The 19,791-nt window shown below is 71.9% G+C and carries 23 protein-coding genes; 17 read left to right on the top strand and 6 right to left on the bottom strand.

Going from position 1 to position 19,791, the window contains the following annotated elements:
- Positions 1–113 precede the first annotated feature (113 nt).
- The 3 genes from ybaK to ACIGQF_RS11050 all read right to left on the bottom strand — a co-directional run bounded on the left by ybaK (position 114) and on the right by ACIGQF_RS11050 (position 3,075).
- Positions 114–614 (bottom strand): Cys-tRNA(Pro) deacylase, encoded by a 501-nt coding sequence (gene ybaK, locus ACIGQF_RS11060; protein ID WP_399708072.1) that lies wholly within the window; start codon positions 612–614, stop codon positions 114–116.
- A gap of 13 nt (positions 615–627) precedes the next feature.
- The gene (locus tag ACIGQF_RS11055; RefSeq protein ID WP_361560622.1) at positions 628–1,401 is read right to left on the bottom strand and encodes an LON peptidase substrate-binding domain-containing protein; all 774 of its coding nucleotides are present in this window, start codon (positions 1,399–1,401) and stop codon (positions 628–630) included.
- Positions 1,402–1,476: 75 nt separating this feature from the next.
- Positions 1,477–3,075: an oxidoreductase gene (locus ACIGQF_RS11050; RefSeq protein ID WP_399708070.1), complete on the bottom strand. Its 1,599-nt coding sequence runs from the start codon at positions 3,073–3,075 to the stop codon at positions 1,477–1,479.
- Positions 3,076–3,291: 216 nt separating this feature from the next.
- Here ACIGQF_RS11050 and hisD point away from each other — a divergent pair, with 216 nt between their 5' ends.
- The 11 genes from hisD to ACIGQF_RS10995 are packed head-to-tail and all read left to right on the top strand — an operon-like array spanning position 3,292 to position 10,282.
- Positions 3,292–4,617, top strand: a complete 1,326-nt coding sequence (gene hisD / locus ACIGQF_RS11045; protein WP_399708069.1) for a histidinol dehydrogenase — start codon at positions 3,292–3,294, stop codon at positions 4,615–4,617.
- On the top strand, positions 4,614–5,738 hold the full coding sequence (locus tag ACIGQF_RS11040) for a histidinol-phosphate transaminase (protein WP_399708067.1): 1,125 nt from the start codon (positions 4,614–4,616) through the stop codon (positions 5,736–5,738). The genes hisD and ACIGQF_RS11040 overlap by 4 nt, the downstream gene beginning before the upstream one ends.
- Positions 5,735–6,337, top strand: coding sequence for an imidazoleglycerol-phosphate dehydratase HisB (gene hisB / locus ACIGQF_RS11035; protein WP_031057003.1), 603 nt, complete (start codon positions 5,735–5,737; stop codon positions 6,335–6,337). Before ACIGQF_RS11040 ends, hisB begins: the two co-directional genes overlap by 4 nt.
- Positions 6,334–6,498, top strand: a complete 165-nt coding sequence (locus ACIGQF_RS11030; RefSeq protein ID WP_399708065.1) for a hypothetical protein — start codon at positions 6,334–6,336, stop codon at positions 6,496–6,498. The genes hisB and ACIGQF_RS11030 overlap by 4 nt, the downstream gene beginning before the upstream one ends.
- On the top strand, positions 6,489–7,139 hold the full coding sequence (gene hisH, locus ACIGQF_RS11025; protein ID WP_399708063.1) for an imidazole glycerol phosphate synthase subunit HisH: 651 nt from the start codon (positions 6,489–6,491) through the stop codon (positions 7,137–7,139). Before ACIGQF_RS11030 ends, hisH begins: the two co-directional genes overlap by 10 nt.
- 23 nt (positions 7,140–7,162) lie before the next feature.
- On the top strand, positions 7,163–7,885 hold the full coding sequence (gene priA / locus ACIGQF_RS11020) for a bifunctional 1-(5-phosphoribosyl)-5-((5-phosphoribosylamino)methylideneamino)imidazole-4-carboxamide isomerase/phosphoribosylanthranilate isomerase PriA (RefSeq protein WP_361560909.1): 723 nt from the start codon (positions 7,163–7,165) through the stop codon (positions 7,883–7,885).
- A gap of 13 nt (positions 7,886–7,898) precedes the next feature.
- Positions 7,899–8,327 carry a Rid family hydrolase gene (locus tag ACIGQF_RS11015; protein ID WP_399708060.1) on the top strand — a complete coding sequence of 143 codons (429 nt, stop codon included), beginning with the start codon at positions 7,899–7,901 and terminating at the stop codon, positions 8,325–8,327.
- Entirely contained in the window at positions 8,324–9,094 is a 771-nt protein-coding gene (gene hisF, locus ACIGQF_RS11010) for an imidazole glycerol phosphate synthase subunit HisF (RefSeq protein ID WP_399708058.1), read from the top strand. The genes ACIGQF_RS11015 and hisF overlap by 4 nt, the downstream gene beginning before the upstream one ends.
- 54 nt (positions 9,095–9,148) lie before the next feature.
- Entirely contained in the window at positions 9,149–9,418 is a 270-nt protein-coding gene (locus tag ACIGQF_RS11005) for a hypothetical protein (protein WP_399708056.1), read from the top strand.
- Positions 9,411–9,695, top strand: coding sequence for an SH3-like domain-containing protein (locus ACIGQF_RS11000; protein ID WP_399708054.1), 285 nt, complete (start codon positions 9,411–9,413; stop codon positions 9,693–9,695). Before ACIGQF_RS11005 ends, ACIGQF_RS11000 begins: the two co-directional genes overlap by 8 nt.
- The gene (locus tag ACIGQF_RS10995; RefSeq protein WP_399708052.1) at positions 9,692–10,282 is read left to right on the top strand and encodes a nitrile hydratase subunit alpha; all 591 of its coding nucleotides are present in this window, start codon (positions 9,692–9,694) and stop codon (positions 10,280–10,282) included. Before ACIGQF_RS11000 ends, ACIGQF_RS10995 begins: the two co-directional genes overlap by 4 nt.
- Positions 10,283–10,376: 94 nt before the next feature.
- Here the strand turns inward: ACIGQF_RS10995 and ACIGQF_RS10990 are convergent, their stop codons facing one another.
- Genes ACIGQF_RS10990 through ACIGQF_RS10980 form a run of 3 tightly spaced genes read right to left on the bottom strand, consistent with a single transcriptional unit; the run spans position 10,377 to position 13,820 of the window.
- On the bottom strand, positions 10,377–11,117 hold the full coding sequence (locus ACIGQF_RS10990; protein ID WP_399708050.1) for a succinate dehydrogenase/fumarate reductase iron-sulfur subunit: 741 nt from the start codon (positions 11,115–11,117) through the stop codon (positions 10,377–10,379).
- Positions 11,114–13,060 (bottom strand): fumarate reductase/succinate dehydrogenase flavoprotein subunit, encoded by a 1,947-nt coding sequence (locus tag ACIGQF_RS10985; RefSeq protein WP_399708048.1) that lies wholly within the window; start codon positions 13,058–13,060, stop codon positions 11,114–11,116. Before ACIGQF_RS10985 ends, ACIGQF_RS10990 begins: the two co-directional genes overlap by 4 nt.
- Position 13,061: 1 nt before the next feature.
- Entirely contained in the window at positions 13,062–13,820 is a 759-nt protein-coding gene (locus ACIGQF_RS10980; RefSeq protein WP_399708046.1) for a succinate dehydrogenase cytochrome b subunit, read from the bottom strand.
- Between the two features lie 94 nt (positions 13,821–13,914).
- Between ACIGQF_RS10980 and ACIGQF_RS10975 the strand changes: the two genes are divergently transcribed.
- The 6 genes from ACIGQF_RS10975 (at position 13,915) to ACIGQF_RS10950 (ending at position 19,788) form a co-directional block, all read left to right on the top strand.
- Positions 13,915–14,814 (top strand): LysR family transcriptional regulator, encoded by a 900-nt coding sequence (locus ACIGQF_RS10975; RefSeq protein ID WP_399708044.1) that lies wholly within the window; start codon positions 13,915–13,917, stop codon positions 14,812–14,814.
- Between the two features lie 244 nt (positions 14,815–15,058).
- Positions 15,059–15,646: an adenine phosphoribosyltransferase gene (locus ACIGQF_RS10970; protein ID WP_399708042.1), complete on the top strand. Its 588-nt coding sequence runs from the start codon at positions 15,059–15,061 to the stop codon at positions 15,644–15,646.
- A 136-nt stretch (positions 15,647–15,782) separates the two neighbouring features.
- Positions 15,783–16,772, top strand: coding sequence for a PLP-dependent cysteine synthase family protein (locus tag ACIGQF_RS10965; RefSeq protein ID WP_399708040.1), 990 nt, complete (start codon positions 15,783–15,785; stop codon positions 16,770–16,772).
- Positions 16,773–16,777: 5 nt separating this feature from the next.
- The gene (locus tag ACIGQF_RS10960; RefSeq protein WP_399708038.1) at positions 16,778–17,584 is read left to right on the top strand and encodes a YggS family pyridoxal phosphate-dependent enzyme; all 807 of its coding nucleotides are present in this window, start codon (positions 16,778–16,780) and stop codon (positions 17,582–17,584) included.
- Between the two features lie 7 nt (positions 17,585–17,591).
- Positions 17,592–18,530, top strand: a complete 939-nt coding sequence (locus ACIGQF_RS10955; RefSeq protein ID WP_399708036.1) for a DMT family transporter — start codon at positions 17,592–17,594, stop codon at positions 18,528–18,530.
- The gene (locus tag ACIGQF_RS10950) at positions 18,511–19,788 is read left to right on the top strand and encodes an ATP-grasp domain-containing protein (protein ID WP_399708034.1); all 1,278 of its coding nucleotides are present in this window, start codon (positions 18,511–18,513) and stop codon (positions 19,786–19,788) included. The genes ACIGQF_RS10955 and ACIGQF_RS10950 overlap by 20 nt, the downstream gene beginning before the upstream one ends.
- Positions 19,789–19,791: the final 3 nt, after the last annotated feature.

Genomic DNA, 19,791 nt, shown 5'->3' with positions numbered 1-19,791 from the left:
CCCTTCTTGACGCGCCACTTCCGTTTGCGGGTCTTCTTCGACACAGGGACCTCCTCGGTCGGTCCCTACGGGTACTAGTCGCGGCCGAGGAGGGCGTAAAGGGGTCCCGTCGGTCAGGCCCGGCCGATCGGCGCGAGGACCGCGTCGGTGAGCGCTGCCAGGTCCTCCGGCGACAGTTCGATCTCCAGCCCGCGGCGGCCCGCCGAGACGCAGACGGCCGGCAGCCCCTCGGCCGAGGCGTCCAGGACCGTACGCAGCTTCTTGCGCTGGCCCAGCGGCGAGATGCCGCCGCGTACGTAGCCGGTGGTGCGCTCGGCGAGGGCGGGGTCGGCCATCGCGGCGCGCTTGCCGCCCACCGCCGCCGCCAGCGCCTTGAGGTCCAGCGAGCCGGAGACGGGCACGACCGCCACGGTGAGTACGCCGTCGACGTCCGCCACGAGCGTCTTGAAGACCTGGTCGGGCGACACGCCCAGCGCTTCGGCGGCCTCCTCGCCGTACGAGGGGGCCGCCGGGTCGTGCTCGTAGGCGTGCGTGGTGAAGGGGACGCCCGCGCGGGTCAGGGCCACCGTCGCCGGGGTGCCGCCCTGCTTGCCGTTCTTGGACTTCTTCGCCAACGTTTCGGCCTCGTCAGTTGGGGTGGGTCTGCTGCCGGGTCAGGTCCACGGCCGGCAGCGACGGGAGCTTACCGATCACCGCGGTCTCCTGGCGCAGCATTTTCAGCTCCTGCGCGAGCCGGTTGGCGGTGTCCGGCGCCTCCAGGAGCTGCTGCTTGCGGGGGACGTCCAGCACGGTCGCCGCTGCCACCAGGTAGGAGAGGACGGCCGGATCGTCCGGCAGCTCCTGGGAGCTGGTCACCGTGCGCTCGTTCGCCCAGGCCAACTTCTTCTGGTACATGCGGAACGCCCGCTCCACGCCGGTGGCGAGCGCGCCCGCGCCGTCGCCCTCCTCTTCCTCCAACGGCTCGATCTCGCCGGTGAGGTAGGGCCCCGAGGCGTCGACGGAGAGCAGCCGGAAGCGGGTGGTGCCGGTGGTCAGCACCTCGAAGGCGGTGTTCTCGTCGCTGCCCTCGGGGGCCGGGCCCGCCGCCGTGCTCTTCTCCTGGATCGTCGCCGCGTCCGCGATGCAGCCGACCGGATGGAAGGCGCGCATGGGGTCGTCACCGAAGCCGGCCGCCGCGCCCTGGTCGGGGACGGCGGTGCTGTCGGGCATGCCCGGGGCGGTCGCGGCGACCTCCCGCCCGTCGCGGATCGCGACGACGCCAAAGCGGCGCTCGTCCTCCGGGAGGTCGAGCAGGTCCCGCATCAGCGCTCGGTACCGCGCCTCGAACACGTTCAGCGGGAGCACGAGTCCCGGGAACAGCACCGAGTTCAGCGGGAAGAGCGGTAGGCGCACGGAGGTCACAGCCCGTAAGCCTAAATGGTCGGCGGCGTCCCGGGAGGGGCCGGGCGTCACAGGAGTGTTTCCCGGCCCCGTGGACTACTGGCGCCGCAGCAGCCGCGAGGCGCCGGCGGCGACCGTGGTGGCCAGCACCCAGCCCGCCAGGATCATGAGCGCGGCGACCCACTGGGAGCCGCCCTCGGGCCGCCAGTAACTGTCCTGGTTGAGGTCGATGACGGGCAGCAGGAGGTCGAGGGAGTACAGATACGGGTTCCACAGGGGCGTCTCGCCGGGCTTGAGGGCGTGCGGCGGATTCTGCGAGAAGAAGACCGTGCCCACCGCCCACAGGACGGCCATCCACACGGCGGCGCGGCCCGGCCGGTACCCGTAGGCCACCGTCCAGTCCTGGAGGAAGCCCCACGACTTGCCCGCGAGGGGCAGCGTCTCCCGGCGTCTGCGCTGCTTGGCGAGGAGGACCTCGCGCGCGTCGGCGTCCTCGCCGCTGCTGCGGAGCGCCGCGGCGAGCATCTCGTACGGCTCGGGGGCGTACTCCGGGGTGGCCGCGGCCACCCACTGGAGGCGCAGCGAGAGCGGGAAGTGGCCGCGGGGGATCAGCGTCTCGTATGCGAAACCGGCCATCCACAGGCCGCCCAGACCGGGCCAGCTGGTCGACTTGTCGACCAGGTTCACCACCCGCGCTCCGGAGAGGATGACCCGGCCGCGCTGCGGACGCTCGCCGAGAAAGCGCAGCTCAGGGGTCTGGATGCGGCGCATCGACAGCTCCTGGTCGGACTCCAGGACGAAGCGGGCCTGGTCCAGGTCGACGGCGTCGCCGAAGCGGCCGTCGTCCAGCCGCATGCCGCCCTCGCACTCGAAGCGCTGCATGCGGGTGCCGCGCGCCGGGGTGGCGGTGATGCCGTACGGGGGAGTGGCACTGCCGGCGACCGAGCCGGTGAGCCCGGCGGCGGTGAGGTAGAGCGTGCGCTCGACGGTGAGCTGCGGGGCGTTCAGTGCCCGGCGGCCGTACGGATTGCTCAGCCGGCTGCCGCGCAGGCTCAGCGACACGCCGACGGTCGCGCCGCGCAGCGTCAGCTCGCCGTAGGACTCCATCATCTCGGCCTGGAGGTCCTGGGCCACGGTCAGGCCGTCGGCGGTGATGGACCGGCCACGCCGGTCCTTGTGCACCACGGCCTGGTTGAGCATGAGGTCCGTGCCGATGTGCGCGTCGGTGAGCCGGATGCCGTTCTGCACGACACAGCGCGGCAGGTGCAGGTCACCCTCGGTGTGCAGGCGGGCCGCCTCCAGCCGCGGGATGGCGCAGTTCACCAGCCGCAGCGTCGTGAAGCGGCTCTCGGGGAGCGTGACCTCGCGCTCGAAGCGGCAGTCGCGCAGTTCCACAAATGGCTCGATCGTGCCCCCCGCGACGTCGAGGGAGCCGCTGATGTAGGCGCCGGTCAGCTTCAGCGCGGAGACCCGGCCGGGCTGGGCCGGCGGGCCGTCCAGGAGGAGCAGCGCGACGATCCGGGCACGCACCGTGCGCTCGGCGCCCCACGTGTGGCGGCCGTGCGGATCGTTGCGCGCCGGGTCGTCGGTGCGCAGATCGCATGTGCTGCCGTTGCGGTACGACTGCCACAGGGCCCATTCCGCAGGGCTCAGGTCCAGGTCGGCCGGCGCGTCGCCGTCGGTGGGGTCACTCACCGCGGCATCCCCCTCTCGTTCCCGGCCGCGCCGCCCGGGCGCCGCCGTCTTCTCCATGCGTACCGGGCGCCCCACACGTACCGCTGCGACCCCCTCGGCTCCCCATTCCCGCTGGGCGACCGGGTGAACGCCAGTGGTCAGGATCACCCCGGGGAGTGCGTATCACCGATTGATACGGGCGGCGGGCACCGGCAGCACGTCTGAGACACTGGAGGAGTGATCTCCCGAATCGATCTGCGCGGTGACGCCCTCCCCGAGGGTGGCGCCCTGCGCGACCTGCTGCCCCGTGCCGAGTTCGACGTGGAAGCCGCCCTGGAGAAGGTGCGGCCCATCTGCGAGGACGTGCGCCATCGTGGCACGGCTGCGCTGATCGAGTACGCCCATCGGTTCGACCGGGTCGAGATCGAGCAGGTACGCGTGCCCGCCGAGGCGCTGCGCACCGCGCTGGAAGAGCTGGACCCGAAGGTCCGGGCCGCGCTGGAGGAGTCCGTCAAGCGGGCCCGCACCGTCCACCGTGAGCAGCGGCGTACGGATGTGACGACGAAGGTCGTGCCCGGCGGCACCGTCACCGAGCGGTGGGTGCCGGTCGAGCGCGTCGGGTTGTATGTGCCCGGTGGCCGCTCGGTCTACCCCTCGTCCGTGGTGATGAACGTCGTCCCGGCCCAGGAGGCCGGCGTCGAGTCGCTGGCGATCGCCTCGCCGCCCCAGGCCGAGTTCGGCGGTCTGCCGCACCCCACCATCCTGGCCACCTGCGCCCTGCTGGGTGTCGACGAGGTGTACGCGGCCGGCGGCGCGCAGGCCGTCGCGATGTTCGCGTACGGCACCGAGGACTGCCTTCCGGTCAATCTGGTGACCGGTCCCGGCAACATCTATGTCGCCGCCGCCAAGCGCCTGCTCAAGGGCCGGATCGGCATCGACTCCGAGGCCGGCCCCACCGAGATCGCCATCCTCGCCGACGGCACCGCCGACCCGGCGCACGTCGCGGCCGACCTGATCAGCCAGGCCGAGCACGACCCGATGGCCGCCGCCGTCCTGGTCACGGACTCGGCGGAGCTGGCCGAGCGGGTCGAGAAGGAGCTGGAGCCGCAGGTCCGCGCGACCCGGCACATCGAAGACCGGATCATCCCCGCGCTGGCCGGCCGTCAGTCCGCGATCGTCCTGGTCGACGGCGTGGACGAGGGCCTGACGGTGGTGGACGCCTACGGCGCCGAGCACCTGGAGATCCAGACCGCGGACGCCGCTGCGGTGGCCGCCCGGGTCCGCAACGCCGGCGCGATCTTCGTCGGCCCGTACGCCCCGGTCTCGCTCGGCGACTACTGCGCGGGCTCCAACCACGTCCTGCCCACCGGCGGCTGCGCGTGCCACTCCTCGGGGCTGTCGGTGCAGTCGTTCCTGCGCGGCATCCATGTCGTGGACTACACCCGCGACGCACTGGCCGAGGTCGCCCACCACGTGGTGACCCTCGCCGAGGCCGAGGACCTCCCGGCACACGGCGCGGCCATCAAGGCAAGGTTCGACTGGAAGGTCCCGCAGTCCAAGTGACCAGGAACCCCTCTTCGTCCCCTTGGGACGAGCTCCCCATCCGGGACGAGCTCCGCGGCAAGTCCCCCTACGGCGCTCCGCAGCTGGACGTGCCGGTACGGCTGAACACCAACGAGAACCCCTACCCGCTCCCCGAGCCGCTGGTCCAGCGGATCGCCGAGCGGGTCACCGAGGCGGCCCGCGACCTCAACCGCTACCCGGACCGGGACGCGGTCGAGCTGCGCACGGAGCTGGCCCGGTACCTCTCCCGCACCGGCGGGCACGAGGTCACCAAGGACCAGGTCTGGGCGGCCAACGGCTCCAACGAGGTCATCCAGCAGCTGCTGCAGACCTTCGGCGGCCCGGGACGCACGGCCATCGGCTTCGATCCGTCGTACTCGATGCACGGCCTGATCTCGCGCGGCACGGGCACGGACTGGATCTCCGGGCCGCGCAACGACGACTTCACCATCGACGTCGAGGCCGCGAAGAAGACCATCGCCGAGCGCCGCCCCGACGTGGTCTTCGTCTGCTCGCCGAACAACCCCACCGGTACGGCCGTGGAAGCGGAAACGGTGCTCGCGCTGTACGAGGCGGCGCAGGCGGCCAAGCCGTCGCTGGTGGTCATCGACGAGGCGTACGGCGAGTTCAGCCACCGCCCGTCGCTGCTGCCGCTGATCGAGGGCCGGCCGAACCTGGTCGTCTCGCGGACGATGTCCAAGGCGTTCGGCGCGGCCGGACTGCGCCTGGGCTACCTCGCCGCCGACCCGGCCGTGGTCGATGCCGTACAGCTGGTACGCCTGCCGTACCACCTCTCCTCGGTCACCCAGGCCACCGCGCTGGCGGCCCTGGAGCACACCGACACCCTGCTGAAGTACGTCGAGCAGCTGAAGGCGGAGCGGGACCGCATCGTCGACGAGCTGCGCGCGATCGGCTGCGAGGTCGTCGACTCCGACGCCAACTTCGTGCAGTTCGGTAGGTTCGAGGACCAGCACGCGGCCTGGCAGGCCATTCTCGACCAGGGCGTCCTGGTCCGTGACAACGGAGTGCCGGGCTGGCTGCGGGTATCCGCCGGCACCCCGGCGGAGAACGACGCGTTCCTCGATGCGGTGCGCGCGATCATGAAGGAGACAGGCGCATGACTCGCGAGGGTCGCATTGGACGCATTGAGCGCAAGACCAAGGAGACCTCGGTTCTCGTCGAGATCGACCTCGACGGCACCGGACAGGTCGACGTCTCGACCGGCGTGGGCTTCTACGACCACATGCTCGACCAGCTCGGCCGGCACGGTCTGTTCGACCTCACCGTGAAGACCGACGGCGACCTGCACATCGACACCCACCACACCATCGAGGACACGGCCCTCGCGCTGGGTGCCGCCTTCAAGCAGGCCCTCGGCGACAAGGTGGGCATCTACCGCTTCGGCAACTGCACCGTCCCGCTGGACGAGTCGCTCGCCCAGGTGACCGTGGACCTCTCGGGCCGCCCGTACCTGATCCACACCGAGCCCGAGAACATCGCGCCGATGATCGGCACCTACGACACGACGATGACCCGGCACATCCTGGAGTCCTTCGTCGCGCAGGCGCAGATCGCCCTGCACGTCCACGTGCCGTACGGGCGCAACGCCCACCACATCGTGGAGTGCCAGTTCAAGGCGCTGGCCCGGGCGCTGCGGTACGCCTCCGAGCGGGACCCGCGAGCCGCCGGCATCCTGCCCTCCACGAAGGGCGCGCTGTGAACGGTCTGTCGACGGTCTTCATCCTCGTGGGCCTCTTCCTGCTCGGCGGGGTCTACTCCTTCTGGAAGCAGCAGCTGCCCAAGAGCGTGATCGTGCTGCTCGCCATCGGCTCGGTGCTCTGCCTGGCCGCCGGCGTCGTGCGGCTGGAGGTATGGAATTGAGCGCGCCGCGCAAGAAGGTCGTCGTCTTCGACTACGGCTTCGGCAACATCCGCTCCGCCGAGCGGGCGCTGGCCCACGTCGGTGCCGACGTCGAGGTGACCCGCGACTACGACACCGCCATGAACGCCGACGGGCTGCTCGTCCCCGGCGTCGGTGCCTTCGCGTCGTGCATGAAGGGCCTGCGCGAAGCGCGCGGCGACTGGGTCGTCGGCCGCCGGCTGGCCGGCGGGCGCCCGGTGATGGGCATCTGCGTCGGCATGCAGATCCTCTTCACGCGCGGCATCGAGCACGGCGAGGAGACCGAGGGCCTGGACGAGTGGCCCGGCACGGTCGGCCCGCTCAAGGCCGACATCGTGCCGCACATGGGCTGGAACACCGTCGAGGCGGCGCAGGACTCGCGGCTCTTCGCGGGCCTGGACGCCGACGCGCGCTACTACTTCGTGCACTCCTACGCGGTGCACGACTGGGAGCTGGAGGTCACCAACCCCAGCATGCGTGCCCCGCAGGTCACCTGGGCCACGCACGGTGAGCCGTTCGTGGCCGCCGTGGAGAACGGCCCGCTGTGGGCCACCCAGTTCCACCCCGAGAAGTCCGGCGACGCCGGCGCCCAGCTCCTGTCCAACTGGATCGAAACCCTGTGAGTGCTGAGAGTCCTGTGAGTGCTGTGAACAAGCTCGAACTGCTGCCCGCCGTCGACGTCCGCGACGGCCAGGCCGTCCGCCTCGTGCACGGCGAGTCCGGCTCCGAGACCTCCTACGGCGACCCGCTCCAGGCCGCGCTGGCCTGGCAGCAGTCGGGCGCCGAGTGGCTGCACCTGGTCGACCTGGACGCCGCGTTCGGCACCGGCGACAACCGCGCGCAGATCGCCGAGGTGGCCCGCTCCATGGACATCAAGGTCGAGCTGTCCGGCGGCATCCGCGACGACGACTCGCTGGCCGCGGCGCTCGCCACCGGCTGCAAGCGCGTCAACATCGGCACCGCGGCCCTGGAGAACCCCGAGTGGGTCGCCAAGATCATCGCCGAGCACGGTGACAAGATCGCGGTGGGCCTGGACGTGCGCGGCACGACCCTGCGCGGCCGCGGCTGGACCCGCGACGGCGGCGACCTGTACGAGACGCTGACCCGGCTGGACGCCGAGGGCTGCGCCCGGTACGTCGTCACCGACATCAACAAGGACGGCACCCTCCAGGGCCCCAACCTGGAGCTGCTCAAGAACGTCTGCGCCGCGACCGACCGGCCCGTCGTGGCCTCCGGCGGCGTCTCCTCCCTGGACGACCTGCGGGCCATCGCCTCGCTGGTGCCCGAGGGTGTGGAGGGTGCCATCGTCGGCAAGGCCCTGTACGCCAAGGCGTTCACCCTGGAAGAGGCCCTGGAGGCCACTCGCTAACGGAGGCAGTGCGATGAGCGGTGTACGGCGCGTACCTGGTGAGGGCCCCTGGGAAGAGGCCTTCGGCGCGGCACGCGCCGTCGCCGCCGGGGACCGGGTGCTGGTCTCCGGCACGACCCCGTTCGACGGCACGGTGCTGTACGGCGAGGGCGACCCGTACGAACAGACCCGGGTCGCCCTCACCCGGGCCGTCGACGCCCTGGCGGAGTTCGATCTCGACGCCGCCTCCGTCCTCCGCACCCGTCTCTACCTCGCCCACACCCGTGACCTCGACGAGGCGGCGCGGGCCCACCAGGAGCTGTTCGGCGCGGTCCGGCCCGCCACCACGGTCGTCGTGGTCTCGGGCTTCGTCGACCCGCGGATCCTGGTCCAAGTAGAACTGGAAGCCTTCGCAGGCCCCGAAGGCCTCCGCGCACCCATCGAAGGAGCCTCTCCCTCATGACCCTCGCGGTCCGAGTCATCCCCTGCCTGGACGTGGACAACGGCCGGGTCGTCAAGGGCGTGAACTTCCAGAACCTCCGTGACGCCGGCGACCCCGTCGAGATGGCCAAGGTCTACGGCGAGGAGGGCGCGGACGAGCTGACCTTCCTCGACATCACCGCCTCCTCCGGCAACCGCGAGACGACCTACGACGTGGTCCGCCGCACCGCCGAGCAGGTCTTCATCCCGCTGACCGTCGGCGGCGGCGTCCGCACCCCCGAGGACGTCGACAAGCTGCTGCGGGCGGGCGCGGACAAGGTCGGCGTCAACACCGCCGCCATCGCCCGCCCCGAGCTGATCCGGGAGATCGCCGAGCGCTTCGGCCGCCAGGTCCTGGTCCTCTCGGTCGACGCCCGCCGCACGCCCGAGGGCACCACCACCCCCTCCGGCTTCGAGGTCACCACGCACGGCGGCCGCCGTGGCACCGGCATCGACGCGGTCGAGTGGGCCCACCGCGCCGCCGACCTCGGCGCCGGCGAGATCCTCCTGAATTCCATGGACGCCGACGGCACCAAGGACGGCTACGACACGGAGATGATCGCCGCCGTCCGCAAGCACGTGACCATCCCGGTCATCGCCTCGGGCGGCGCCGGCAAGCTCACCGACTTCCCCCCGGCCGTCGACGCCGGCGCCGACGCCGTCCTGGCAGCCTCCGTCTTCCACTTCGGCGACCTCCGCATCGGAGAGGTGAAGAACACCCTCCGGGAGGCGGGGCGTCCGGTCCGCTGAAGCGGCCCGGTATACCTCCTGGTCAGCGGCGTGCCACCGCCGTAGGCTCGGCTCATGAGTCGAGTCAACGACGTGGGCGGGCAGACCGGCTTCGGCGCGCTGCGGATCGAAGCGGACGAGCCGCCGTTCCACGCGGACTGGGAAGCGCGGGTGTACGCGCTGAACATGGCGCTGGTGCGCGGCGGGGTCTACACGCTGGACGAGTTCCGGGACGCCGTCGAGCGGATGGCGCCCGCCGAGTATCTGGCGGCTTCGTACTACGAGCGGTGGCTGCACGCCATCGAGACGCTGGTCGTCGAGCGGAAGGTGCTCGGGGATGAGTAGCTTCACGGCCGGGCACACCGTGCGGGTCAGGCCCGTGGACCCTGCCGGGCACACCCGCGCTCCGCGCTACATCCGCGGCCATGTCGGGCGGATCGTGGAGGCCCAGGGCCAGTGGCCGCTGGCCGACGACCGGGCCGCCGGGACCGCCGAGCCGCGCGTGGAGACCGTCTACACCGTCGCCTTCCCGGCCCGGGAGCTGTGGGGCGAGGGCACGCACGAGGTCACGGTGGACCTCTGGGAGTCGTACCTGGAACGGGCGGAGGAGGAGCGGGTATGAGCGGGGAGCACGCGAGCAGCACGGTGGCGGTGCGGGTGCGGCGTCTGGAGGAGCGGCTGGTCGAGGCCGGGATCGTCGAAGACGATCAGTTGGATGCGATCCTGACGAAGGTGCTGAACGGGGCCTCGCCCGTCAACGGTGCGCGGATCGTCGCGCGGGCCTGGACCGACCCGGGCTTCCGGGAGCGGCTGCTGGCTGACGCCAACGCGGCGCTGCCGGAGGTCGGGCTGTCGATGGCAGGCGGTATCCAGGAGCAGCGGCTGAAGGTGGTGGCGAATACGGCGTACCGGCACAACGTGCTGGTGTGCACGCTGTGTTCGTGCTACCCGATCGGGCTGCTGGGGCCCTCCCCGTCCTGGTACAAGAGCGAGGCGTACCGGTCCCGGGTGGTGCGCGATCCGCGGTCGGTGCTCGGGGAGTTCGGGCTGACGCTCGGCGACGACGTCCGCATCACCGTCTGGGACTCCAGCGCGGAGAGCCGCTACATGGTGCTGCCGCGGCGGCCCGATGGCACGGACGGGCTGGGCGAGGAAGCGCTCGCCCGGCTGGTCACCCGGGAGGGTCTCATCGGGACCGCCGCGGTCTGAGGGGCGCCGCGGCCGCGGAGCGTCGGTTGCCGCCGCGGCGCCGGTACGGCGGGTCCGGACTCCCGGAGGCATGGGGAGCCCGGACCCTGGTCTGTCAGGCCTTGCGGGCAGCCCGTACGAATTCGCGGTTCATCTTGGTGATGCTGAACAGCGGGATGCCCTTCGGGCAGGCCGTCGCGCACTCACCGGTGTTGGTGCAGCCGCCGAAGCCCTCGGCATCCATCTGCCCGACCATGTCCAGGACCCGGGACTCGCGCTCCGGGGCGCCCTGCGGCAGGGAGTTGAGGTGGACGACCTTGGCGGAGGTGAAGAGCATCGCCGAGCCGTTCGGGCAGGCCGCGACACAGGCGCCGCAGCCGATGCACTCCGCGTGCTCGAACGCGGTGTCGGCGGCCGCCTTGGGCACCGGCGTGGCGTGCGCGTCCGGCGCGGCGCCGGTCGGGACGGAGACGTACCCGCCGGACCCGATGATCCGGTCGAAGGCGCCGCGGTCCACGACCAGGTCCTTCACGACGGGGAACGCCGAGGCGCGCCACGGCTCGATGTCGATCGTGTCGCCGTCGTCGAAGTGCCGCATGTGCAGCTGGCAGGTGGTGGTCCGCTCGGGGCCGTGCGCCTCGCCGTTGATGACCATGCCGCACGCGCCGCAGATGCCCTCGCGGCAGTCGTGGTCGAAGGCGACCGGCTCCTCACCGCGCAGGATCAGCTCTTCGTTGAGGGTGTCGAGCATTTCGAGGAACGACATCTCGGGGGAGATGTCCCGTACGTCGTACTCGGTCATGCGGCCCGCGTCGTCGGGGCCGGACTGGCGCCAGATGCGCAGGGTGAGGTTCACGCGTAGCTCCGCTGGGTGGGGTGGACGTACTCGAAGTCGAGCTGCTCCTTGTGCAGCACGGGCGCCTCGCCGCTGCCGGTGAACTCCCAGGCCGCGGCGTAGGAGAACTCCTCGTCCCGGCGCTCGGCCTCGCCGCCCCCGGTCTGGCTCTCCTCGCGGAAGTGGCCGCCGCAGGACTCGGCGCGGTGCAGTGCGTCGAGGCACATCAGCTCGGCGAGCTCGAAATAGTCGGCGATCCGGTTGGCCTTCTCCAGGGACTGGTTGAGGTCCTGGCCGGAGCCCGGGACCTTGATGCGGCGCCAGAACTCCTCGCGGAGTTCGGGGATGCGGTCCAGCGCCTTGCGCAGCCCGGACTCGGTACGGGCCATGCCGCACTCCTCCCACAGCAGCTCGCCCAGCTCCCGGTGGAAGGAGTCCGGGGTGCGGTCGCCGTTGTTGGAGAGGAGGCGGTAGAGGCGGTCGGTGACGGAGGTGACCGCTTCGACGACGGCCGGGTGGTCGTCGGGTACCTCGTCGTGGGGGTGCCGGGCCAGGTAGTCGTTGATGGTGGCCGGCAGCACGAAGTAGCCGTCGGACAGGCCCTGCATGAGGGCGGAGGCGCCGAGGCGGTTCGCACCGTGGTCGGAGAAGTTGGCCTCGCCGATGGCGAAGAGGCCGGGCACGGTCGTCTGGAGGTCGTAGTCGACCCAGAGGCCGCCCATCGTGTAGTGGATGGCCGGGTAGATGCGCATGGGCGTGGTGTACGGGTCCTCCGCCGTGATGCGTGCGTACATGTCGAAGAGGTTGCCGTACTTCTCCTCGACCGCCTTGCGGCCCATCCGGGCGATGGCGTCCGCGAAGTCCAGGTAGACGCCCTGGCCGCCGGGGCCGACGCCGCGGCCCTCGTCGCAGACGTTCTTCGCGGCGCGGGAGGCGATGTCGCGGGGTACGAGGTTGCCGAAGGCGGGGTAGATGCGCTCCAGGTAGTAGTCGCGCTCGTCCTCGGGGATCTCGTGCGGCGGCCGGGTGTCGCCCTTGGCCTTCGGCACCCAGATGCGGCCGTCGTTGCGCAGCGACTCGCTCATCAGCGTCAGCTTGGACTGGTGGTCGCCGGAGCGCGGGATGCAGGTGGGGTGGATCTGGGTGAAGCAGGGGTTGGCGAAGTACGCGCCGCGCCGGTGCGCCCGCCAGATCGCGGTGGCGTTGGAGTTCTTGGCGTTGGTGGAGAGGTAGAAGACGTTGCCGTAGCCGCCGCTGGCCAGCACGACCGCGTCCGCGAAGTAGGTGTCGATCCGGCCGGTGAGCAGGTCGCGCGCGACGATGCCGCGGGCCCGCCCGTCGACCACGATCAGGTCGAGCATCTCGGTGCGCGGGTGCATCTCGACCGTGCCGGCCGCGATCTGCCGGGACAGCGCCTGGTACGCGCCGAGCAGCAGCTGCTGGCCCGTCTGGCCGCGGGCGTAGAAGGTACGGGAGACCTGGACGCCGCCGAAGGAGCGGGTGTCGAGCAGGCCGCCGTACTCGCGGGCGAAGGGCACGCCCTGGGCCACGCACTGGTCGATGATCTCCACGGAGACCTGGGCGAGCCGGTGCACGTTGGACTCGCGCGCCCGGAAGTCACCGCCCTTGACCGTGTCGTAGAAGAGGCGGTGGACGGAGTCGCCGTCGTTGCGGTAGTTCTTCGCCGCGTTGATGCCGCCCTGGGCGGCGATGGAGTGGGCCCGGCGCGGCGAGTCCTGGTAGCAGAACTGCACGACGTGGTAGCCCTGTTCGGCCAGGGTGGCGCCGGCCGCGCCGCCGGCCAGCCCGGTGCCGACGACGATGACGGTGTGCTTGCGCCGGTTGGCGGGGTTGACCAGCTTCGCCTCGAAGCGGCGGCGGTCCCAGCGCTCGTTGATCGGCCCTTCGGGGGCCTTGGTGTCGACGACCGGCGCGCCGACCTCGTACTCCGCGTACGTGCTCATCTCAGCTCACTACTCCGGTCATCACGGATACGGGGACGGCGAGGAAGCCGACGGTGAGGACCAGCGCCAGCACATTGGCGACGGCCTTCAGGACCCGGTCGCGGGTCGGCCGGTTGGCGCCCAGGGTCTGTGCCGCGCTCCAGAAGCCGTGCCGGATGTGCAGGCCGAGCGCGAGCATCGCGACGATGTAGATGACGTTGCCGTACCAGGTGGAGAAGGTGGCGACGACATTGGCGTACGGGTGTCCGGCGGCGGCGTGCGGGTTCACCGTCAGGGTCGTCAGGTCCAGGATGTGCCAGACGATGAAGAGGCCCAGGATGACCCCGCCCCAGCGCATGGTGCGGGTGGCGTAGCTGGCGCGCTTCTTGAAGAGAAGCTGCGGCGCGAAGCGCCTCCGTGAGGGGCGGCGGCCGGGCGACGGGTGGGCATACTTGGCCGGGCGGGCCGCGATGTCGCGGCGGCTCAGCTGGTACGCGGCGACCGCGTGCACGATCACCGCGGCCAGCAGCACGATCCGGGCGATCCACAGGAACCACTCGTGGTGCAGGAAGGGCTCGCCGATGGTGCGCAGCCAGTGGGCGTATCCGTCGAACTCGACGGCCCCGAAGAAGATCTTGAGGTTGCCCAGCATGTGGGCGACCAAGTACAGCAGCATCACGATGCCGCTGACGGCCATCGCCGTCTTCTTGCCGACGGTCGAGTGCCACAGGATGCCCGCATAGGAGGACGGTCGTCGGTCCGTCCGGGTGTCCACTGCCATGGGCACGACGGTAGGGACGCCGTAAGCCATCAGTCCAAGACATGGTGGACCTCATCTCCATAGGCATTGGCTATCAAGCCACTACCCTGGCCGCATGCAGCTCCAGCAGCTCCGCTATTTCGCGGCCGTCGCGGACACCCGGCACTTCACCCGCGCCGCCGAGCAGGAACACGTCGCCCAGCCCTCGCTCTCCCAGCAGATCCGCTCCCTGGAGCGCGAACTGGGCGCCGAGCTGTTCCACCGGGCGCGCGGCCACATCACGCTCACCGACGCCGGCGAGACGCTGCTGCCGTTCGCCCGCCGGATCCTCGCCGACGCCGACACCGCGCGGCGCGAGGTCCAGGAGGTCGCCGGGCTGCGCCGCGGCCGGCTGCGCCTCGGGGCCCCGCCCAGCCTCTGCGCCTCCGTCGTCCCGGACGTGCTGCGCGCCTTCCACGACCGCTACCCGGGCGTCGACCTCCAGGTGCACGAGAGCGGCTCGCAGGACCTGGTACGGGTACTGGCCGCGGGCGAACTGGACCTCGCCCTGGTCATCACCCCGCTGCCCGTCCAGGCCCCCGCGCTGACCACCGCCGAGCTGCTGCGCGAGGAGCTGGTAGTGATCTCCGCGCCGGACGCCCCGCCCCCGGTGCGCCGTACGCACATCCGCGTCGAGGACCTGCGCGACCGCCCGCTGGTGATGTTCCGGCGCGGCTATGACCTGCGGGAGTTCACCGTCGCCGCGTGCCGGGCGGCCGGCTTCGAGCCGGTGTTCACGGTGGAGGGCGGCGAGATGGACGCCGTCCTCGGCTTCGTACGGGCCGGGCTCGGCATCGCCGTCGTGCCCGTCATGGTCGCCGAGCGCGCCGGGCTGCGCGCCACCCCGTTCGCCGCGCCCGGGCTGCACCGCAACATCTCCGTCGCGCACCGCGCCGACGTCTCGCCGCCCCGCGCGGCCCGCGAGCTGCAGCGGATCCTCGTCCGCCATCTGACGCCCGGGGCGGCTGACGGCTGATCCCGCCCCCGCGGCCCCTGCCGTAAAAGGGTGTTTTCCGGCCAGAACGTCGCGATATTGCCGTACGGCGGCAGGGGCGGCCCTGCCTGGTGACGGACGGCCGCGCGGCGCCCGCGGCGCATCCGCGCGCTCCGCGACCGGCGGTTTCCACGCACACTTCCAGAACTCCATTGCCCGTCCCGCGGCCGTCGGTGTACCAATGCCTCACTTGCCTTCCGGCGCTATGCGGAAGGCAATCGGGGGAATGGACGGGGGACACATCACCATGCTGCTCGAAGAGGTCTACGCGGGCGCGCCCACCGTAAAGTCGGGACGCCATCGGACCACCGTGAACGAATTCACGGACCAGACGCCCGCGCTGCGCCCGGAAGTCCTTGCCGAAGCCACCGGCCGGATGCTCGCGCTGGGGAACTTCGACGCCGACAAGATTCTTGTCGAGGAGGACAAGGGCGCCATTCTCGGCGGGGCGCTCTCGCTCGCCGCCGGCCTGCCGCTCGCGGTCGCCCGCTGGTACACCTACGGCCTCGGCGGCCGGTCCGTCGCCGTGCCCGTCGACAGCGAGTACTTCCAGGGCACGCTCTACGTCAACGGCGTCGAGCCGGGCGACCGGCTGACCCTCGTCGACGACACGATCAGTACCGGCGGCACCATGGTCGCCCTGATCGAGGCGGTGCAGGCGGCCGGCGCCCGGGTCGGCGAGGTCGTGGTGGCGGTGGAGAAGGCGGCCAACGGCGGCTGCCGGAAGGTCGCCGAGCGCTTCGGCATCACGGTCAAGTCCGTCATCCGGATCACCGTCGACGAGCGGACCGGACGCGCCGTCGTCCTGCCCTGACACCCGCTGTCGTCCGGCTCCGAGATCGGGCGCACCCGCCGGTCCCACGCGTCGCGGCCGTCGGCCCGACGCGGTCCGGGCATTTCCTCTTCACGTATTTCCGCATGCTGTCCAGCACGGTTCGGGGGAGCCGCACATGAACGCATCGGCGCATGGTGCCGGTATCGGTCACACGGAATTGTACGAACTACGGGAAACTGCCGAGGAAGGTGTCGCGCGGATATTCGCCAAGTGCGAGTTCCGTAATCCCACCGGCAGCCACAAGGACCGGGTCTTCACCTTCATGCTCGACGAACTGGAACGGGCCGGCACACTCGCCCCCGGAATGACCCTGGTCGAATGCTCCACCGGAAACGGCGGCGCGGCGCTCGCCCGGGTCGGCCGGGACCGCGGCTACCGCGTCGTCATCGTCATGCCCGCGGGCATGACCGAGGAACGTCGGAAGCAGATCGCCTCCTTCGGAGGCGCGGTCGTCGAGACCTCCCCGGAAGGCTTCCTGCTGGAAGGCGAGGAGGCGGCCCGCCGGTACGTCGCCGAGCACCCCGGCAGCCACTTCCTGGACCAGTCCACGAACGAGCTGAACTGGCGCGCCTGGCGCTCCTGCGGCACGGAGATCGTCACCGCGCTGGACGCGCTGGGCCTGGTCCCCGACCACTTCCTCTGCTCCGTCGGCACAGGCGGCACCTTCACCGGCATCGCCGACGTCCTCAAGGCCGCGTACCCCCGACTGCGCACCACCGCCGTCGAGGTCGACCGCTCGGCCGCCCTGTACGCCAAGCGGCACGGCCTGCCCTTCGCGCACCGCACCCACAACCTGATGGGCCTCGGGCCCGGCAAGGTACCGGCCAACCTGCGCGAGGAACTGGTCGACGACGTCGAGCTGATCAGCGGCGACGACGGCTGGACGGCCATGAAACGACTGATCGAGAAGGAGGGCCTGTACGTCGGGCCCACCGCCGGCGGCAATGTCTTCGCCGCACAACGCCTGGCGCGCCGGCTGCCGCCGGAAGCCGTCGTGCTCACCGTCCTGTTCGACTCCGCCTGGAAGTACTTCAGCGTCTGGGACGGCCGGTACACGCAGTACGCCACCGACGACGCGCCGTACGAGACCGAAAGGGCGGACTGACCGCCATGAACGAGGAACGCACCACCGAATACCGCACCGAAACCGACCGCACCGCACCCGACCGCACCGCACCCCGCGACAGGCCGTCGGACAGCCATCGCCCGGAGCCGGGGCCCGTCCCGGATCCCGCGGCGCGCCTGGCCGCCCTCACCCGCCGCCTGGACGAGGCGTGCCGGCGCGCCGGCCGCCCGCTCGGCTCCGTGACGCTCGTCGCGGTCAGCAAGTACCGCTCACGCGACGCCGTCGCCGCCGCGCTGGACGCGGGCCAGCGCGACTTCGCGGAGAGCCGCGTCCAGGAGGCCCGCGCCAAGTGGCCGCAGCTGCGCGCCCGCCACCCGGGCGTCCGGCTGCACCTCGTCGGCCCGCTCCAGACCAACAAGGTGACGGCGGCCGTCACCGGCTTCGACACGCTGCACAGCGTGGACCGCCCTCCGCTGGCCGCCGCGCTCGCCGCCGCCATGGCCCGTACCGGCCGCAGGCCCGACTGCTTCGTCCAGGTCAACACCGGCGACGAACCGCAGAAGAGCGGCGTGCCCCTGGACGGCGCCGATGCCTTCCTCAAGGAGTGCCGGGACGTGCACGGGCTGCCCGTCGTCGGCCTGATGTGCCTGCCGCCGGCCGGCCGCGACCCGCGTCCGCACTTCCGGCTGCTCCGCTCGCTCGCCGCCGCGCACGGCCTGTCCGGGCTGAGCATGGGCATGAGCGAGGACTTCGAGGCGGCGGTGGCGGAGGGCGCGACCGTGATCAGGGTGGGCCGGGCGCTCTTCGGGCCCCGGCCGCGGCGCGCCGGCGGCCCGCCCGGCACCCGCTAGGCACGCCGTGCCCGCCCTGTTCGTCTTCGCCCTGTTCTCCGCGCTGGTGGACGTGTTCGCCGCACACCGGCTCCAGCACCTCGACCCCGGCAGCGTCGCCGCGGTCGCCTTCACCCTCACCGGAGCCTTCTTCTGCGGCCTGACGCTGCTGCGGACGCGCCCGGCACGGCTGCTCGCCGTCGTCCGGGCGCACGCCGCCGACCTGCTCGTCCTGAACCTCACCACCGCGGTCACCTGGCTGTCGCTGCTGTACGCGCTCAAGCTCATGGAACCGGCCGTCGCCAACGTCGTCTCGATTGCCATCGGCCCGGCCTGCACCGTGCTGCTCCAGTACCTGTGGTGGCGCCAGGACCGGGTACTGCCCGGCGAACTGCTCTCCGCGCTCGGCATCGTCCTCGCCCTCGCCGGCCTGGTCTGGGCCTCGCTGGACGGCCGCAGCGGCGTCGGCGACCGGGCGGCAGCGACCATGGCACTCGGCGTGTGCGCCGCGGTCGCCTCCGGCGCCGGCGGGGCCGCCAACGTCGTCTTCTCCGCCCGGCTGGGCGCGGCCGGCGTCGACGTGCCGACCGTGATGGGGCTGCGCTTCGGCCTCGTCGCCGCGGCCGGCTGGCTGCTCGCCGCCACCGGGGACACCGGGCGGCTCGGCGCGGCGCTGCTCCCCGGCGCGGTGGTCGCCGTCATCGGCGTCGGCGTGCCGGCCGTCCTCGTCCAGATCGGCGTCCGCCGGACCACCCCGGTGACCGCCTCCATGATCTGCGCCCTCGCGCCCGCGCTGACCCTGCTGCTCCAACTGGCCGACTCCCGGCTGGCGTTCTCGGTGCCGTCGGCGCTCGGCATCGCCCTGATCACCGTCCTCATCGGATGCGGGCTGCTCGCCCGCCGGGGCGCGCCCCCGGCCGCTGCGGCCCGGGAAGGTACCAAGACTCATGCACTGCCTGGTGGTTGACGCCTACTCCACCGGCCGTTTCCTGCCCGCAGCGCTGGCCGCGCACGGCATCGGGACGGTCCACATCGACAGCGCCCCCGGCATCGGCGACCGCCTCGTCGGCGCGCCCTGCCCGCCCGGCACGTGCGCCGGCCGGCTCACCTACCGCGGCGACCTGGACGCCCTGGTCACCGCGGTACGCCCGTACGCGGCAGCGCGCGTCCTCCCCGGCAACGAGACCGGCGTGGATCTTGCCGACGCCCTCTCCGCGCGGCTCGGCCTGCCCGGCAACGTCGTCGACGGCCGCCGCGTGCGCCGCGACAAGTACGAGATGGCCGCGGCCGTACGGACCCACGGACTGCGCGCGCCCGACACGCTGCGCACCCACCGCTTCGACGCGGCCCTCGCCTGGACCCGCGCCCGCGGCCGCTGGCCCGTGGTGGTCAAGCCCGCCGACAGCGCCGGCACCGACAACGTCTTCTTCTGCGCCGGCCCCGTGGAGCTGTGCACCGCCTTCGACCACATCCTGCGCTCGGTGAACTTCGCCGGCGCCCGCAACCGCACGGTCGTCGTCCAGGAACACCTGACCGGCACCGAGTACTTCGCCAACACCGTCAGCGTGGCCGGCCGCCACCACATCGCCGAGATCTGGCGCTACCACAAGCGCCCCGGCCGCGGCGGCGCCCCGGTCTACGACTACGAGGAGCCGGTGCCCGCGCGCGACCCGGCCACCGCCGTGCTCCGCCCGTACGTCCTCGGCGTCCTGGACGCCCTCGGCGTGCGCAACGGGCCCGCGCACTCCGAGATCATGCTCACCGGCGAAGGCCCGGTACTGATCGAGACCGGCGCCCGGCTCGCCGGCAGCATCCTGCCCGACGTGGTGAGCCGCTGCTTCGGCACCGACCACGTGGCGCTGACCGCTCTGGCCTGCGCCGATCCGGCCGCCTTCATGGCGCTCACGGACCGCAGGGCGCAGCCGCGCACGCCTCTGCGCTATGTCTCGCTGATCGCCCCGCGCGCCGGCCGGCTGGTCTCCCTGGACCGCTTCACCGAGGTCCGCGCGCTGCCCTCGTACGCGGGGCACCACCTGGCCGTCGCGGTCGGCGACCACCTGGTGCCGACCGTCGACGCGGCCACCTCACCCGGCATCTGCTACCTGCTCCACGACGACCCGCGGCAGATCGAGGCCGACTACCGGCGGCTGCGCGCGCTGGAGGAGACGGACCTGTACGGGACGGAGGCCGGGACGGGCGGGCCGGACGCCCGCCGCCCGGCCTGAGCG

It is taken from the genome of Streptomyces sp. NPDC053560 (assembly GCF_044544605.1).
Classification (GTDB): domain Bacteria; phylum Actinomycetota; class Actinomycetes; order Streptomycetales; family Streptomycetaceae; genus Streptomyces.
This window is presented reverse-complemented; position numbering and strand designations above follow the sequence as displayed.